This window comes from Meridianimarinicoccus zhengii, from assembly GCF_003254465.1.
Taxonomy (GTDB): Bacteria; Pseudomonadota; Alphaproteobacteria; order Rhodobacterales; family Rhodobacteraceae; genus Meridianimarinicoccus; species Meridianimarinicoccus zhengii.
This window is the reverse complement of the sequence record NZ_QDFI01000090.1, coordinates 1-15,175: the sequence shown is the minus strand read 5'-3', so window position 1 is coordinate 15,175 and position 15,175 is coordinate 1. Positions and strand designations below refer to the sequence as shown.

At 68.5% G+C, this 15,175-nt stretch carries 13 protein-coding genes; 6 read left to right on the top strand and 7 right to left on the bottom strand.

The window, feature by feature from the left end:
• From DDE13_RS19610 to hisS, 4 genes are all read right to left on the bottom strand, one after another.
• Positions 1-283: hypothetical protein (locus tag DDE13_RS19610; protein ID WP_222626151.1), on the bottom strand; the 283-nt coding region annotated here is incomplete at its 3' end.
• 80 nt (positions 284-363) lie between these two features.
• On the bottom strand, positions 364-1,065 hold the full coding sequence (hisG, locus tag DDE13_RS19605; RefSeq protein ID WP_111405926.1) for an ATP phosphoribosyltransferase: 702 nt from the start codon (positions 1,063-1,065) through the stop codon (positions 364-366).
• The gene (locus DDE13_RS19600) at positions 1,062-2,174 is read right to left on the bottom strand and encodes an ATP phosphoribosyltransferase regulatory subunit (protein ID WP_111405925.1); all 1,113 of its coding nucleotides are present in this window, start codon (positions 2,172-2,174) and stop codon (positions 1,062-1,064) included. Before DDE13_RS19600 ends, hisG begins: the two co-directional genes overlap by 4 nt.
• Positions 2,171-3,679, bottom strand: coding sequence for a histidine--tRNA ligase (hisS, locus tag DDE13_RS19595; RefSeq protein ID WP_111405924.1), 1,509 nt, complete (start codon positions 3,677-3,679; stop codon positions 2,171-2,173). Before hisS ends, DDE13_RS19600 begins: the two co-directional genes overlap by 4 nt.
• Positions 3,680-3,769: 90 nt before the next feature.
• On the opposite strand from hisS, the gene DDE13_RS19590 reads away from it, so the two are divergent.
• Positions 3,770-3,970 (top strand): SlyX family protein, encoded by a 201-nt coding sequence (locus tag DDE13_RS19590; RefSeq protein WP_111405923.1) that lies wholly within the window; start codon positions 3,770-3,772, stop codon positions 3,968-3,970.
• A 94-nt stretch (positions 3,971-4,064) separates the two neighbouring features.
• Here the strand turns inward: DDE13_RS19590 and DDE13_RS19585 are convergent, their stop codons facing one another.
• On the bottom strand, positions 4,065-4,736 hold the full coding sequence (locus DDE13_RS19585; protein WP_162631107.1) for a hypothetical protein: 672 nt from the start codon (positions 4,734-4,736) through the stop codon (positions 4,065-4,067).
• Positions 4,737-4,872: 136 nt separating this feature from the next.
• Positions 4,873-5,142, bottom strand: coding sequence for a hypothetical protein (locus DDE13_RS19580; protein WP_111405921.1), 270 nt, complete (start codon positions 5,140-5,142; stop codon positions 4,873-4,875).
• A 369-nt stretch (positions 5,143-5,511) separates the two neighbouring features.
• Here DDE13_RS19580 and DDE13_RS19575 point away from each other — a divergent pair, with 369 nt between their 5' ends.
• Together DDE13_RS19575 and DDE13_RS19570 are read left to right on the top strand one after the other, a co-directional pair.
• Positions 5,512-6,180, top strand: coding sequence for a hypothetical protein (locus tag DDE13_RS19575; RefSeq protein ID WP_162631106.1), 669 nt, complete (start codon positions 5,512-5,514; stop codon positions 6,178-6,180).
• A 122-nt stretch (positions 6,181-6,302) separates the two neighbouring features.
• A complete protein-coding gene (locus DDE13_RS19570; RefSeq protein WP_162631105.1) occupies positions 6,303-7,319 on the top strand; it encodes an SGNH/GDSL hydrolase family protein in 1,017 nt (338 codons plus the stop codon).
• Between the two features lie 56 nt (positions 7,320-7,375).
• Here DDE13_RS19570 and dnaE read toward each other — a convergent pair whose 3' ends face one another.
• The gene (gene dnaE / locus DDE13_RS19565; protein ID WP_111405918.1) at positions 7,376-10,891 is read right to left on the bottom strand and encodes a DNA polymerase III subunit alpha; all 3,516 of its coding nucleotides are present in this window, start codon (positions 10,889-10,891) and stop codon (positions 7,376-7,378) included.
• A 281-nt stretch (positions 10,892-11,172) separates the two neighbouring features.
• Between dnaE and xdhA the strand changes: the two genes are divergently transcribed.
• From xdhA to DDE13_RS19550, 3 genes are all read left to right on the top strand, one after another.
• Positions 11,173-12,585, top strand: a complete 1,413-nt coding sequence (gene xdhA, locus DDE13_RS19560) for a xanthine dehydrogenase small subunit (protein WP_111405917.1) — start codon at positions 11,173-11,175, stop codon at positions 12,583-12,585.
• Complete coding sequence (gene xdhB, locus DDE13_RS19555; protein ID WP_111405916.1) at positions 12,582-14,933, top strand: xanthine dehydrogenase molybdopterin binding subunit; 2,352 nt, start codon at positions 12,582-12,584, stop codon at positions 14,931-14,933. The genes xdhA and xdhB overlap by 4 nt, the downstream gene beginning before the upstream one ends.
• Positions 14,930-15,175 (top strand): XdhC family protein (locus DDE13_RS19550; RefSeq protein ID WP_328587858.1); only part of this gene is annotated, 246 nt, incomplete at its 3' end. The genes xdhB and DDE13_RS19550, both read left to right, overlap by 4 nt.

The window sequence follows — 15,175 nt, the reverse complement described above, 5'->3', positions numbered from 1 at the left end:
CGCTGTCTGTGCCCGCGATGCCGCGCGCCTCTGCCAGCCTGCGCCGCCAGTCATTCGGGTCCGGCCTGGACACGGGCGGTGGCGGCGGCGCCGCGGCGGCGGGTGCCGTATCGTGCGCCTCTGCCGGGCCGGGGTCTGCTTCAGCCATGGCGGCGCGGCGCCGCAGCACCGCCTCACGCCGCTTGCGGGCCTCGGCAAGACGCCGCTCCCAGTCGTCGGGGTCGTAGGGCAGCACGGTGTCCGGGTCTTCCGCCGGTCGTGCCACGGCGTTCGTGTCGCGCATCGGGGCGTTCTCCGCTGACTGTTCCAAACAGTCACGCAGGCGCCCCCCGCAGGGTTTCGCCCGCCGCGAAAAATTCCCGGTCAGGCCTGCACGGTGCCCAGCATGTCGGACAACGCCATGAGCGTGGCGCGCTGCGCATCGGTCCATGGGGCGCGGCGGGACTTGAACAGCGTCGCCTGGCTGCGGTGGATCACGCCGTCAGACAGCACCTTGAGGTGGTTGGCCCGCAAAGTTTCACCCGTGGAGGTGATGTCCGCGATCGCCTCGGCGGTTTCGTTCTTTACCGTGCCTTCGGTCGCACCCTGGCTGTCGACAAGCTGGTAATCCGCCACGCCCTCGCGCTTCAGGAAATCGCGCACCAGCCGGTGATACTTCGTCGCGATCCGCAGCCGGAACCCGTGCGCCGCGCGGAACGCCGCCGCCACGCTGTCAAGATCGGCGACGCAATCCACGTCCACCCACGCGGACGGCACGGCGATGACCAGATCCGCATGGCCGAAGCCCATCAGGTCCATCTCGCGGACCTGGTCATCCCAGCTTGCCAGCGTCTCGCGCACCAGATCCGACCCGGTCACGCCCAGATGGATGCGCCCCGCGGCCAGTTCGCGCGGGATCTCCGACGCCGACAGCAGTACCAGATCGATCCCGTCGATGCCGTCCACGGCACCGGCGTATTCCCGGTCGGACCCCGTGCGCGACAAGGTCAGCCCGCGCGCCCCGAACCAGTCGAAGGTCTTGTCCATCAACCGCCCCTTGGACGGCACCCCCAGCTTCAGCGTCATGCGGCCGCCTCCTGCCCGCGCAGCACGAGCGCGATTTCCGGGCGGATGATGCCGCCCACCGCCGGGATCGACCGCCCGCCGCCCAGCACGCGGGTCAGCGCGTCATAGCGCCCGCCGGTCGCCACGGGCGGCAGGTCGGGGCGTCCGGGCGCCGAAAAGCCGAACACGAAGCCGTCGTAATATTCCAGCGTCGTGCGCCCGAAGCTTGCCTCGAACGGCAGGGCGTCCACCGCCACCCCGTGCGCGTCCAGCGCATCGAGCCGCCGCGCCAGCCGCGCCACCGCCGGGGACAGGCTGGGCAGGTCCACCGCGATGTCGCGCAAGCGTTCCAGCGCCGCGGGGCAGGTGTCGCGCAGCCCTGTCACCTGGTCCAGCAGATCGACCTGCGCGGCGGGCAAGACGGGTTGGTCCGCGTCGCGCGCCAGCCGGTCGAGCCGCGCGCGGATCTCCGCCTCGGACCGCAGGCCGATGACGGGCCCCGCCTTGGCCATGGGATCGCGCCCCGCCTTCATGTCGCGGATCAGGGACGCACGGTGCGCGGGCGCGGGCCTGCGCCCGGCGAACTGGTCGATCAGTGCCCGGAACCGCCGGGGCCGCCACAGGTGCCGCATCAGTGCCGCGCGCCGGTCGTCGGACAGGCGCAGGCCCGCCACGGTCGCCCGCGTGATGCCGATATCCCCGGTCGCGGGGCGCACGGGCAGGTCCGACAGCGCGCTTGCGATGGCGGCGAAGACGGCGGCATCGGCGGCCTCGGGGTCGCTGCCGTCGAAGATCTCCAGCCCCACCTGGAAATACTCGTTGGGGCGGGTCGCGTCGTCTTCCTGCTTGCGGAAGACTTCGCCCGCGTAGGTGTAGCGCGCGGGGTCGGCGCCGTTCGCCATATGCGCCTGCACGACCGGCACCGTGAAGTCGGGGCGCAGCATCTGCTCGCCGCGCAGCGGATCGCCGGTCACATAGGCGCGCGCGCGGATATCCTCGCCGTAAAGGTCCAGCAGCGTGGCGGCGGGTTGCAGGATCGCGGGATCGACGGGCGTCGCGCCTGCGGCCTCGAACACGTCGCGCAGGCGCAGCGCCTCGGCCCGAACGGCCGGTTTGGGCAGGCGGTTCATGGTGTGTCGAGCTTCAGCATTGCGACGATTTCCTGCGCGAAGCTGGCGCGGGACACCTCACGCTGCGCGGCGTGGGATTTCCATTCCTCAAGGCTGGCCCCTTCCGCGAGTTCGGCGCCAAGCTTGAGATCCTTCAGCTGAACCACGTCACGGGCATGTTCGTCCGCGCCCTGGATGACGGCGATGGCAGCACCGCGCTTGTCGGCATATTTCATCTGGTTCCCGAAATTCTTGGGGTTGCCAAGATAGACTTCGGCACGCAGGGGATGGCTCCTGTCCTTCGCAAGTTGACGCAGTTCCGTTGCCATTTGCAGGTAATCGGCCATGCGGTCGCGGTCCATCACGGTGACGACGACGAGATGTTCGTCATGCGTGCTGGCAAGCCTGCCCTTGGCCGCGAGGGCCGCAAGCAGCCGGTCCACGCCGATGGAAACGCCGGTGGCGGGCACGGATTGGCCCGTGAAGCGTTTCACGAGGTCATCATAGCGCCCGCCCCCGGCGACCGAGCCGAACTGCCGGGGCTGACCATCGTCGCCGAGGATTTCAAACGTCAGTTCCGCCTCGAACACCGGGCCGGTGTAGTAGCCGAGGCCGCGCACGACGGAGGGGTCGATGACGATGCGGTCGGGGCCGTAGCCTTGGGCGGCGAGGATGTCGGCTATCTGGGCCAACTCGTCCACACCTTCATGACCTCGCACAGAGTCGCCAATCAATTGACGGAGAAGCCCGAATGTTTCGTCCGCTCTATCGCACCGTGACTGAAGGAACTGGCCAATAATTTGTGCTTGTTCCATGCCAAGCCCAACGCCTTCGATATAAGCGCCGGAATCATCAAGGCGGCCGGTTGTCAGGAGTTGCCAGACACCTTCAACTCCAACCTTATCGAACTTGTCGATCGTCCGAAGTACGGCTTGACGCTTGAAAACGTCCTCCTCGTCGAGTCCAAGACATTCCAGCACGCCATCCAGCACCTTGCGGTTGTTCACCCGCACCACGTAGTCGCCGCGCGCGATGCCTACGGCCTCCAGCGCGTCGGCCAGCATCATGCACATCTCGGCATCCGCCGCGACGGACGGCGCGCCCACGGTATCCGCGTCGCATTGGGTGAACTGCCGGAACCGCCCCGGTCCCGGTTTCTCGTTCCGCCAGACCGGCCCCATCGCGTAGCGGCGATAGGGCGTCGGCAGGTCGTTGCGGTGCTGGGCATAGACCCGCGCCAGCGGCGCCGTCAGGTCATAGCGCAGGGCGAGCCAGGGGCCGTCATCCTCTTCCTGCCAGGCGAAGACGCCTTCGTTGGGGCGGTCCACGTCGGGCAGGAACTTTCCCAGCGCCTCCACCGTTTCCACCGCGGAGCTTTCCAGCGCGTCGAATCCGTAGCGGTGATAGACCTCGGCGATGGTGTCGAGCATGGCCTTGCGTTCGCGCAATTCCGCGCCGAAGGTATCACGAAAGCCCCGCGGCGTTTCGGCCTTGGGGCGCGGCTGCTTCTTGTCCTTCTTGGCCATCGGGCCCTCGCTGTCTGGCAGTCGCGCGTGCCTTAGCCGATGGGGCAGAAGGGGGCAACCGCAACCCCAGGGGTGCAAGGAAAGGCAGGCATGGACCGGCAGGATCTGGAAGAACGCATCGCCCACCTGGAACGGGCGCTTGGCGATATGTCGGACGTGGTGGCGCGGCAGGATACTGCGCTGGACCGGCTGGAACGGCGGGTCGAGATGCTGATGCGGCGCGAGGCGGAGCGCAGCCGCGACGACGGCGGCAGTGCGGTGCTGGCCGACAAGCCCCCACCGCATTGGTAAGCGCGCCCGCGCGCCGGGCTAGCCGGACGCAGGTTCCCCGTGCCTCGGCGACGGCACCATCAAACCCAGCGTGCGGACAACGGCGCGATTATCTCTAGCGCGTCGACAACGGCACGACCGACACCCCCAGCACCCAGAACGGGCGCGACAGTTCCGCGTCGGTCAGCAGGCGCAGCCCGCCCGTGGGCGCGTGGGGGTCGCGCACCGAGATCGTGTCGCGCCGCACCGTGCCTGCAAGCCCTGGCACGGTGGTCAGCGCGGTCATGACCGTGGCATGCCCCGCCGCGCCGCACAGAAGCGGCTGGCGCGCCAGTCGCGTGAGCAGCCGTGGAAATTCGGGGTCGCGCGGCATCGCCTCGTGCAGCGAGGGCAGGGGGGCCAGCCCCAGCAGGAAGCCCTGCCCGGCACGGTCGGTCCATGTGCCCGCCATGGCGTGCAGCAGCGCCTCTTCGCGGTCCGTGTCGTGGTCCGGACATCCGTCCGGTGGCAGCCCGGCCCGGATCAGCAGGTCGCCGGGGTCCACCCGCGCCCCGTAACCCCGGAGCATGTAGGCCAGCGCCATGGCCCAGGCCCGCCCACGGCACGGATCGGTCGCCAGCGGCGGCGTGCTGGAAAACCCAACCCGGCAGGCCGCGTCATCGCCCCGCGGCAGACAGCCGTTTTCGCGGATCACCGGGGCACCGGCCACAGCCCCCCCGGCCCGCATTGGCAGCAGGCAGGCGGACGCAATTCCGCCTAGCGCCGCAATCAGCATGCGTCGGTCCATGTCACCCCTTCGATCTTCACCCGGGACCAGATCTGCGCCACGGCGGGTTAATGGCTTATTGGGGAATCCGCCCTTGCGCGGGGGTTTCGAGAGGCGCGGTTAACGCCTTGGCAACCGGGACCGGACCGCGCGGCGGTCAGGTGAAGTCGAACTCGTCCAGCCCGGTGGGCGATCCCGGCCCCGCGTCGGCGCCGTCCCCGGTCACGTCCCGTCCGTCGGGGATGAAGGTCACCATCGTGCTGTCCGCGCAGGACAGGAATTCCGGCAGGATGCCTGTCAGCGCGCCATCGTCCGGAAAGTAGAAATCGCTCGCCGCGTCGCAATCGCCGGTGTCGCGGAACTCGATCATGTCGGGCGCAAGATCGATTGCGCCGTCGCGTGCCGTGCCGGATCGTGACTGGGGCATGATCGAACCTAGCCGGAGTTTCGCCTGAGACGGGAAAATAGCGCACCTTCCGGTTGTACCGCAACCGGCGACAATGCCTGTTCGGTATGCATCTGGGACATGGCGGACCAATCCGGTTGCGAGCCCCACGCATCGTCGGGCGGATGGCGCATCCCCTTGTGGCGGGCCATTTCCAGCGCGATAGCGTTTTGGTCAACTTCGACGTCTGGACGCGGGCGCGGCCCCCGCCGACCCGACGGCGGGCGGATTGCGGCGCCGTGGCGGCCTTGCCCGCCCCCTGCGCCGATTCGATATCGGCCCTGCGCGCCTTTGCGAAACATGCTATCGGGCACATCGTCGAACAATCGCAGCCGGAAACGAGGTCGAACCGTGCCCCAAAGCAGTCGCGCCTATCGCTGGATCGTCCTGTTGCTGGCCATCGTGTTCTTCATCGATCGTGCCACCGTCGAGGATTTCGCGGACTGGTCCGATTTCGGCTGGCAGTTTCGCTACCTCACGATCTGGGCGCTGACCGGCAGTCTTGTCGCCGCCGCGATGATGCTGACGCGGCGCTTCGGTCAGCGGGACGGCCGCGGGGCGGTCTTCGTGTCGGTGGTGGCGGTCATGAACATGATCGTCGTGGTGTCCTACTGGCGGCTCTATTTCGATGATCCGACGCTGGTGAACGGCGACAACGACATCGTGCCGGCGCGCGAATACTACCTGCATCTCGCCGGACCGCTGCTGCAATGGATCGACGTTTTGGCGATCAAGCGCGGCTTTCGCCGGGTCCTGGCCGTGGCGCTCTGGCTTGGTGTTGCGGTGCTCGCCTATCTCGGCTGGTCGGAATTCGTCGTGGCCCCCCTGAACGACGAACCGGTTGGCACGGTGACGGCGGGCCTGCCCTATCCGTTCCTGAACAACATGCCGCCCACCGCCCGACTGGCATTCTACGGGGCGACCTGGGCTTCGGGGCTGGTCTTCATCGCCCTTTTGCGCGGCTTGCAGGGGCTGGTGGACCGCGCCGGATCCCCTGCCCGCCCGGCGTCCAGCCCGTGACGCTGCGCCAGAACAACACCGGCGCCTGGAACTTATGCAGGTGCAGCAAGCTTGATCGCCCGGTGGACCTGTGCATCATGTTAACCAAGAATCACCAGAAGCGACAAAGCGGGAGGGATCCGATGCGGCACGTTCTCTATGCGGCGCTCTGTGCCACTGCGTTCGGAGGTGTCGCACCCGCGGCGGCACTATCGATCAACAGTCTGTTCGTGTTCGGTGACAGCAATGTCGATATCGGGCGCGCCGCCGCCGAGCTGGCCGGAGACCCCGCCGATGGCGTGGTCGTTCCGCCGAACACCGTGGACGGCCGCAGTGCGGACGGCACGATCCTGCCAGAGTTCCTTGCCGACCGCGTGGGCGTGCCGCAGCGCAACTATGGCTGGGGCGGTGCACAGGCCGGGCCGGACAACATCCTCGGGATCCTGATCCCCGGCGCATCGGACACGCTCAAGACCGGCACGCTCAGCCAGATCGACGAGTTCGACCTGTTCCTCGGCGGCGGAGCCGCCGATGCTGACGCGCTCTACCTGGTTTTTGCCGGGTCGAACGACCTGTTCTTCGCCGACAAGAACGATCAGACGGCAGTGGACGCCGCCGTGGCCAGCGCCGACGCGAACCTGCGCACCGCCGTCACTCGGCTGTCCGATCTGGGCGCGCGCAACATCGTCGTCGCCACGCGCACGCCGCGCCCGGTGCTCTCGGATGCCCCGACCGTCACGGACGAGCCCGACCCAGACGCGCGGAACGATGCGGCGGGGCGCCAGCTCAGCGCAGCGATCGCCATGCTGGTGACCGATCTCGACCCGGTGCTGCCGGCCGATGTGCTGCTGTTCGATGCCTACGCGATCATCCGCGAAATAATTGCCGGATCCGGGTCCAACGGGTTCGACCTGTACAGCGATGCGCCCGCCGACTACTGCGTCCCACCGGGCGAGCCACAGAAACCGGATTGCTCCACGCTGATCAATTTCGATGCGGCGCACAAGACATCGGCGGTGCATGGGATTCTGGCCGATCGGTTTATCGACCAGTTCGATCTGCGTGCCGCACCCGCGCCCGTGCCCTTGCCCGCCGCTGGCTGGCTTCTGGTCGTGGCCCTTGGCAGCATCGCGGCGACACGGACCCGCAAGGCCGCCTGATCGCAGCGCGGCCCTGCAAGAGGCGCCGCGCCGATGGATGGCGCGGCGTATCGACTTCAGATATCCTCCACCATCACGACGCCGGGCAGGGATTTCATCGCGCTGCGCAACTCCGGCGTCACGGCGCGGGGTTCCGGCAGGGGAATGTCCACTTCGGACAGAGTGTCGTCATGCACCTGCAGCCGCAGGCTGACCGGCGCGCGCAGCCGCGCAGGCGCGTCCTTCGTCACCCGGTCGAGCAGCGACACGACCGGCGACACATCCGCGCGCGGATCGAAATGGATGCGCATGCCCGCCACACCCGCGCGCGCGACCACGTTGTCCACGGGTGCAGCCCCCTTGCACAGCAGCTTCAACTGGTCGGTTTCCAGCGTCGCCTCCACCGTCAGGACCACATTGCGACCGGGTTCGAGATCGTCGCGCGCGGCCTCCAGCGTTTCCGAGAATACCGTGACCTCGTAGAGCCCCGTGGGGTCCGAAAGCCCGACAAAGGCATAGCGGTTGCCGCGCGCAGACTTGCGTTCCTGCCGCGCTGCCACCGATCCCGCGATCTTCGCCACCAGCGGCCCCCCGCGCGCGTCCCGGGCGATCTCGGCCAGTGTCTTCACCCCCGCGCGTTTCAGCGCGCCCATGTAGTCGTCCAGCGGATGGCCCGACAGGTAGAACCCGATGGCGGCGTGTTCCTCGCGCAGCCGCTCGGCGGGCATCCAGTCGTCCATCTGCGGCAGGCGCGGTTCGGGCAGGTCTTCGCCCGCATCGCCGAAGAGCGACACCTGGGCCGAGCCGCGCTGGTCGTGGATCGCCGCCGAATAGGCCGTCAGCGCATCCATCGCGGCAAAGACCCGCCGGCGGTTCCGGTCCAGCTGGTCGAACGCCCCGGCACGCGCCAACATTTCCAGCGGGCGCTTGCCGATCCGGCGCAGGTCCACCCGGCGCGCGAAATCGAATAGCGTGACGAAGTCCCCGCCGGTTGTCCGCGCGGCCTCGATCAGCCCCATCGCATCGACACCCACGTTCTTGAGCGCGCCAAGCCCGTAGACCAGCCGCCCCTGTGACACCGTAAATTGCGCGCCCGAGCGGTTCACGCAGGGCGGCACGATCTCGATCCCCAGCCCGCGCCGGACTTCCTCGGCGAAGACGGCGAGCTTGTCGGTCAGGTGGATATCGCAGTTCATCACCCCGGCCATGAATTCGACCGGGTGGTTCGCCTTCAGCCACGCGGTCTGGTAGCTGACCACGGCATAGGCAGCGGCGTGCGACTTGTTGAAGCCGTAATTGGCGAACTTGTCGAGAAGGTTCCAGACCTCCAGCGCCTTGTCCTTGTCCACGCCGTTCTTCGCGGCCCCTTCGAGGAACTTGGGCCTTTCCGCATCCATGGCCGCCTGGATCTTCTTGCCCATGGCGCGGCGCAACAGGTCCGCGCCGCCAAGGGTATATCCCGCCATTTCCTGCGCGATCTGCATCACCTGTTCCTGGTAGACGATGATGCCTTGCGTCTCGTCCAGGATATGGTCGATGCTCGGATGGATGGACGCCCGTTCCCGCAGCCCGTTCTTGACCTCGCAGAAGGTCGGGATGTTTTCCATCGGGCCGGGGCGATAGAGCGCCACCAGCGCGATGATATCCTCGATACAGGTGGGCTTCATGCGCCGCAGCGCATCCATCATGCCCGAACTTTCCACCTGGAACACCGCGACGGTCTTCGCGCTGGCATACAGCCGATAGGTCTTCTCGTCCTCCAGCGGGATCTGCCCGATATCGTTTTCCGCGCCCTCGAAGGGCGCGTAGATCTCGGACCCGTCCGCCGCGATGTGCAGATCGCGGCCCGAGGCGTGGATAAGCGCGATCGCGTTCTGGATCGCGGTCAGCGTCTTGAGGCCCAGGAAGTCGAACTTCACCAGCCCCGCCTGTTCCACCCATTTCATGTTGAACTGCGTGGCGGGCATGTCCGACCGCGGGTCTTGATACAGTGGGACCAGCTCGTCCAGCGGCCGGTCGCCGATCACCACGCCCGCGGCATGGGTCGATGCGTTCCGCAGCAGCCCCTCCACCTGCTGGCCATAGCCGAGCAAGCGCGCGACGACCTCCTCGCGCCGGGCTTCCTCGCGCAGGCGCGGCTCGTCGGCCAGCGCCTTCTCGATGCTGACGGGCTTGACGCCTTCCACCGGGATCATCTTGGACAGCCGGTCCACCTGCCCATACGGCATCTGCAGCACCCGCCCGATGTCGCGCACCGCCGCCTTGGACAAAAGCGCGCCGAAGGTGATGATCTGCCCCACCCGGTCGCGCCCGTACCTGCCCTGCACGTAGGCGATGACCTCCTCGCGGCGGTCCATGCAGAAATCGATGTCGAAGTCGGGCATCGACACACGGTCGGGGTTCAGGAACCGCTCGAACAGCAGACTGTAGCGCAGCGGATCGAGGTCGGTGATCGTCAGCGCATAGGCCACCAGACTGCCCGCCCCGGACCCGCGCCCCGGCCCTACGGGAATGTCGTGATCCTTGGCCCATTTGATGAAGTCGGCCACGATCAGGAAATAGCCGGGAAAGCCCATCCGCTCGATAATGCCCAGTTCGAAATCGAGCCGTGCCTCGTAATCCGCCACGGATGCCGCGTGCGGGATGACCGCCAGCCGCGCGGCCAGCCCTGCGCGGGCCTGCCGGCGCAGTTCGTCCACCTCGTCATCGGCGAAGCGCGGCAGGATCGGGTCGCAGGTCCGGGCGCGGAAGGCACAGCGCCGCGCGATCTCCACCGTGTTCTCCAGCGCCTCGGGCAGATCGGCGAAGAGCGTGGCCATTTCCTCGGGCGTCTTCAGGTAATGCTGCGGGGTCAGCCTGCGGCGCGGTGCGGCTTGATCCACATACGCTCCGTCCGCGATGCACATGAGCGCATCATGCGCCTCGAACATCGCGGCATCGGGAAAATGCACGTCGTTCGTGGCCACCAGCGGCAGGTCCATGGCATAGGCCAGTTCCACGTGGCCGCGTTCGGTCGCGCGCTCGGCCTCGGGCAGGCCATCGTCGCCGGGATGGCGTTGCAACTCGATGTAAAGCCGGTCGGGATAGATCGCGGCGAGCCGTTCGAGCAGCGCTTCCGCCTTGGCGCGCTGTCCCGCCTGCAACAGCCGCCCCACCGGCCCGCCGGGTCCGCCCGTCAGGCAGATCAGCCCTGCGCCATGGACCGCCAGATCATCCAGCGTGACATGCGCGCGCCCGCTGCCGTCGCCAAGATAGAGCGCCGAGTTGATCTTCAGCAGGTTGCGGTAGCCCGTCTCGTCCTGCGCCAGCAGCACCACCGGCGCCGGGTCCGGTGCACGGTCGCCGGGGCGGGGCGTTTCGGTGGCCGCGTCCACCTGGCACCCAAGGATCGGCTGCACCCCCGCCTTTGCCGCACCTTCGGAAAACTCCAGCGCGCAGAACATGTTGTTGGTGTCCGTGACGGCGACCGCCGGCATCCCCATCCCGGCCACCAGACCGGGCAGGGATTTCAGCCGCACCGCCCCTTCAAGCAGCGAATACTCGGTGTGCAAGCGCAGGTGGATGAATCGGGGGGCGGGTGTGCTGGCGTTCATGCGCGCCACGCTAGCGCCCCGGCGCGGCCGGGGAAAGCCCGGCCGGCACATGCACAGTCATCGTTCTGTCGCCGCCCTGCGTGGCCTTTTCATGGGCGGTTGCCCGAATTTCGGGCGTTCGGGGCGGCGCCATGAGGCATCGCGGTGCGCACAGCTCTTGCCAAGCCCGGCAAACCCCGCTTTTCTGCAGCCTGTCGTCCCGGGTCTACGCCGCATCGGTCCGGGGCATACGCGGCGCCTGCGCCCCAGGACATTGGTAACGCGGCGGACTGAACGATCCCATGATACGTTTCATCCTCAACGGAGACGGGGTGCAGGTGGCACAGGCCGCCCCCACCGATACGCTGCTCGACTGGCTGCGCGACCGGCGGGGCCTCACCGGCACCAAGGAAGCCTGCCGCGAAGGCGATTGCGGCGCCTGCACCGTGATGGTCACCGATGCCCACGGCAGCCGCGCGCTGAACGCCTGCATCCTGTTCCTTCCCCAGGTCGATGGCACCGCCATACGCACGGTCGAGGGGCTTGCCGCCCCTGACGGCACGTTGCACCCCGTCCAGCAGGCCATGGTGGACCGCCACGGCGCGCAATGCGGTTTCTGCACGCCGGGTTTCGTCGTCTCCATGGCCGCGGCGCATGCGGAAGGGATGACCGACCACGACACCGCGCTTGCTGGCAACCTGTGCCGGTGCACGGGCTACGCGCCGATTCATCGCGCCGCGGAAGATACCGCCGCGGCCGCGATCCCCGCGCATATCCTGGCGGACCGCGCCATGTTCGACCGTGACGCATCCCCCGCGGGGCAGGGCGCGGCAGAAGACCGGACCGCCCCGCCGGATGCGGCTTTCTTCCGGCCTGACAGCGCCGATGCGCTCGCAGCCTGGTATTCCGCCCATCCGGACGCGACGCTGGTTGCCGGGGCCACCGATGTGGGCCTGTGGGTGACGAAACAATTCCGCGATCTCGGCCCCGTGGCCTTCCTCAACGGTTGTGCCGACCTGCGCGGCGTTACCGTTACGTTAGACTCGATCCGCATCGGGGCCATGACCACGCTGTCGGACCTGCTGCCGGTGATGGATGACCATCACCCGAGTTTCGCCGCCATGATCCGCCGCTACGGGTCGGTGCAGGTGCGCAACGCCGCGACCGTGGGGGGCAACATCGCCAACGGATCGCCCATCGGCGACAGCCCGCCCGCGCTGATCGCGCTGGGTGCCACGCTCCACCTGCGCCGGGGCGACACGCGCCGAACGCTGCCGTTGGAGGATTTCTTCATCGCCTACGGCAAGCAGGACCGCGCGCCCGGCGAATTCGTCGAGGCCGTGACCATTCCACGCCAGCCCGACCGCCTGCGCTGCTACAAGATTTCCAAACGCGTCGACCAGGACATCTCGGCGGTCTGCGGCTGCTTCAACATCACCGTGACGGACGGCGCGGTCGCATCCGCGCGCATCGCTTTCGGCGGCATGGCGGGCATTCCGAAGCGCGCCGCGGCGGTGGAGGCCGCGCTGGTGGGCAAGCCCTGGACCGCGGCGACCGTCACCGCCGCAATCCCGGCTTTCGCGCAGGATTTCCAGCCGCTCAGCGACATGCGCGCCAGCGCCGACTACCGGCTGACCGTGGCGCAGAACCTGCTCTGGCGCGCGTTCCACGCCGATCACGGCTCCGCAACGGATGTGCTGGAGGTCGCACCATGACCGCTGATCCGACCCCGCCCCGCGACGGCACCGCGGCCCCGACCGTGGGGCGACCGCTGCCCCATGACGCGGCCCGGCTACATGTCACCGGGCAGGCGCCGTATGTCGATGACATCCCGCTGCCCGCGGGTGCGCTGCACCTGGCGTTTGGGCTGAGCGAGATTGCCGCCGGGCGGCTGGTGTCGGCCGATCTGGACGCCGTGCGCGCGGCTCCGGGCGTGGTCGGTGCGTGGTCGGCTGCGGATCTCGGGGTGAACCCCGATTGCTCGCCCTCGGCCCATGACGAACCGCTCCTGTCCGACGGCACAATTCACTATGTCGGCCAGCCCCTCTTTCTGGTCGCAGCCGAAAGCCACGTGGCTGCCCGCGCCGCAGCGCGACGGGCAAAGGTCACGACAGAGGCCACGACCGCGATCCTGACCATTGACGACGCACTGGCGGCTGGGAGCCGGTTCGAGGACGGTCCGCGCATCTACGGTCGAGGCGACCCGGAGGCCGCGATCGCCGTAGCGTCCCACCGGGTGAGCGGGCGCATGGAGGTCGGCGGGCAGGAGCACTTCTATCTGGAGGGGCAGGCGGCCGCGGCCCTGCCACAGGAAGGCGGCGACATGATCGTCTACGCCTCCACCCAGCACCCGACGGAGATCCAGCACAAGGTCGCCGATGCGCTGGGTCGGCCCATGCATGCCGTGCGGGTGGAAACGCGCCGCATGGGCGGCGGCTTCGGCGGCAAGGAAAGCCAGGGCAACGCGCTCGCCATCGCCTGCGCGCTGGTGGCCGCCCGCACGGGCCGCGCGGTCAAGATGCGCTACGACCGCGACGACGACATGGTCATCACCGGCAAGCGCCACGATTTCCGCATCGACTATGACGTGGGCTTCGACGCCGACGGCCGGATCGCGGGGATCGCCTTCACCCAGTATGCGCGCTGCGGCTGGGCGCAGGACCTGTCGCTGCCCGTGGCCGACCGCGCGATGCTCCATGCCGACAACGCCTATTGGCTGCCCGCCGTGCGGATCACCTCCCACCGGCTGCGCACCAACACGCAAAGCGCGACGGCCTTTCGCGGCTTCGGCGGCCCGCAAGGCATGGTGGGGATCGAGCGGGTGATGGATCACATCGCCCACGCTCTGGGACGTGATCCGCTGGCGGTGCGGCGCGCCAACTACTATGCCGAGGCCACGGCACCGGCGGCACCCCGGACCGGCCGCGTGACGCCCTATGGGCAGGAGGTCACCGATTTCTGCCTGCACGACCTGACGGGCCGGCTGGCCCGGTCCTGCGACTACGACACCCGCCGCGCGGCGGTGGCGACGTGGAACGCGCGAGAGCCGGTGCTCAAACGCGGCATCGCACTGACGCCGGTGAAGTTCGGCATTTCCTTCACGCTCACCCATCTCAACCAGGCGGGCGCGCTGGTGCATGTCTATCAAGACGGGTCCATCGCCATGAACCATGGCGGCACCGAAATGGGGCAAGGCCTGTTCCAGAAGGTGGCACAGGTGGCCGCCGCGCGCTTCGGCGTGGATGTGGGCGCGGTAAAGATCACGGCCACGGACACCGCAAAGGTGCCCAACACCTCCGCCACGGCGGCGTCCTCCGGGTCGGACCTGAACGGCATGGCCGTGCAGGCGGCCTGTGATGCGATCCGCGACCGGATGGCGGTGCAACTGGCCGAGGTACGGCAGGCCGACCCGGCATCGGTCGTCTTCGCGGGCGGGCAGGTGCGGGTGGGCGGCGACATGCTGACCTTTGCCGAGGCCGCCGCGGAATGCTATTTCGCCCGCGTGTCTCTTAGCGCCACGGGGTTCTACCGCACCCCCGACATCTCGTGGGACCGGATCAAGGGACATGGGCGGCCGTTCTACTACTTCGCCTATGGTGCGGCTTGCACCGAGGTCGTGCTCGACACGCTCACCGGCGAGAACCGCATCCTGCGCACTGACATCCTCCACGATGCCGGGGCCTCGCTGAACCCGGCGCTCGACATCGGCCAGATCGAGGGCGGCTTCGTGCAGGGCGCGGGCTGGCTGACCATGGAGGAACTGGTGTGGGACGATGCGGGCCGCCTGCGCACCCACGCGCCCGCCACCTACAAGATCCCGGCGATGGGCGACCGGCCGCGCGTGTTCAACGTGGCACTCTACGACGTGCCCAACCGCGAAGCGACGGTCTATCGGTCCAAGGCCGTGGGGGAGCCGCCCTTCATGCACGGCATCTCGGCCTTCCTTGCGCTGTCCGACGCGGTGGCGGCTTGCGGGCCGGGCTATCCCGCGCTCGACGCGCCAGCGACGCCGGAACGGCTGCTCGCGGCGGTGGCGCGGGTGCGCGCGGAGGCTGCGCCATGAGCCTCGATCTGGCAGACCTGCACGCGGCGGTCGCCGCCCATGGCCCGGTGATCCGCGTCGTGATCGCGGATGTGGCGGGATCGTCGCCGCGCGATCCGGGGGCGGCGATGCTGGTCTGGCAGGCCGGCCAAGCGGGCACCATCGGCGGCGGCGCGCTGGAATGGCAGGCCTTGGCGGAGGCCCGCGCCGCGCTTGCATCCGGTGCGCCCGACCGCCTGGCGCGCCACGCGCTCGGCCCTTCG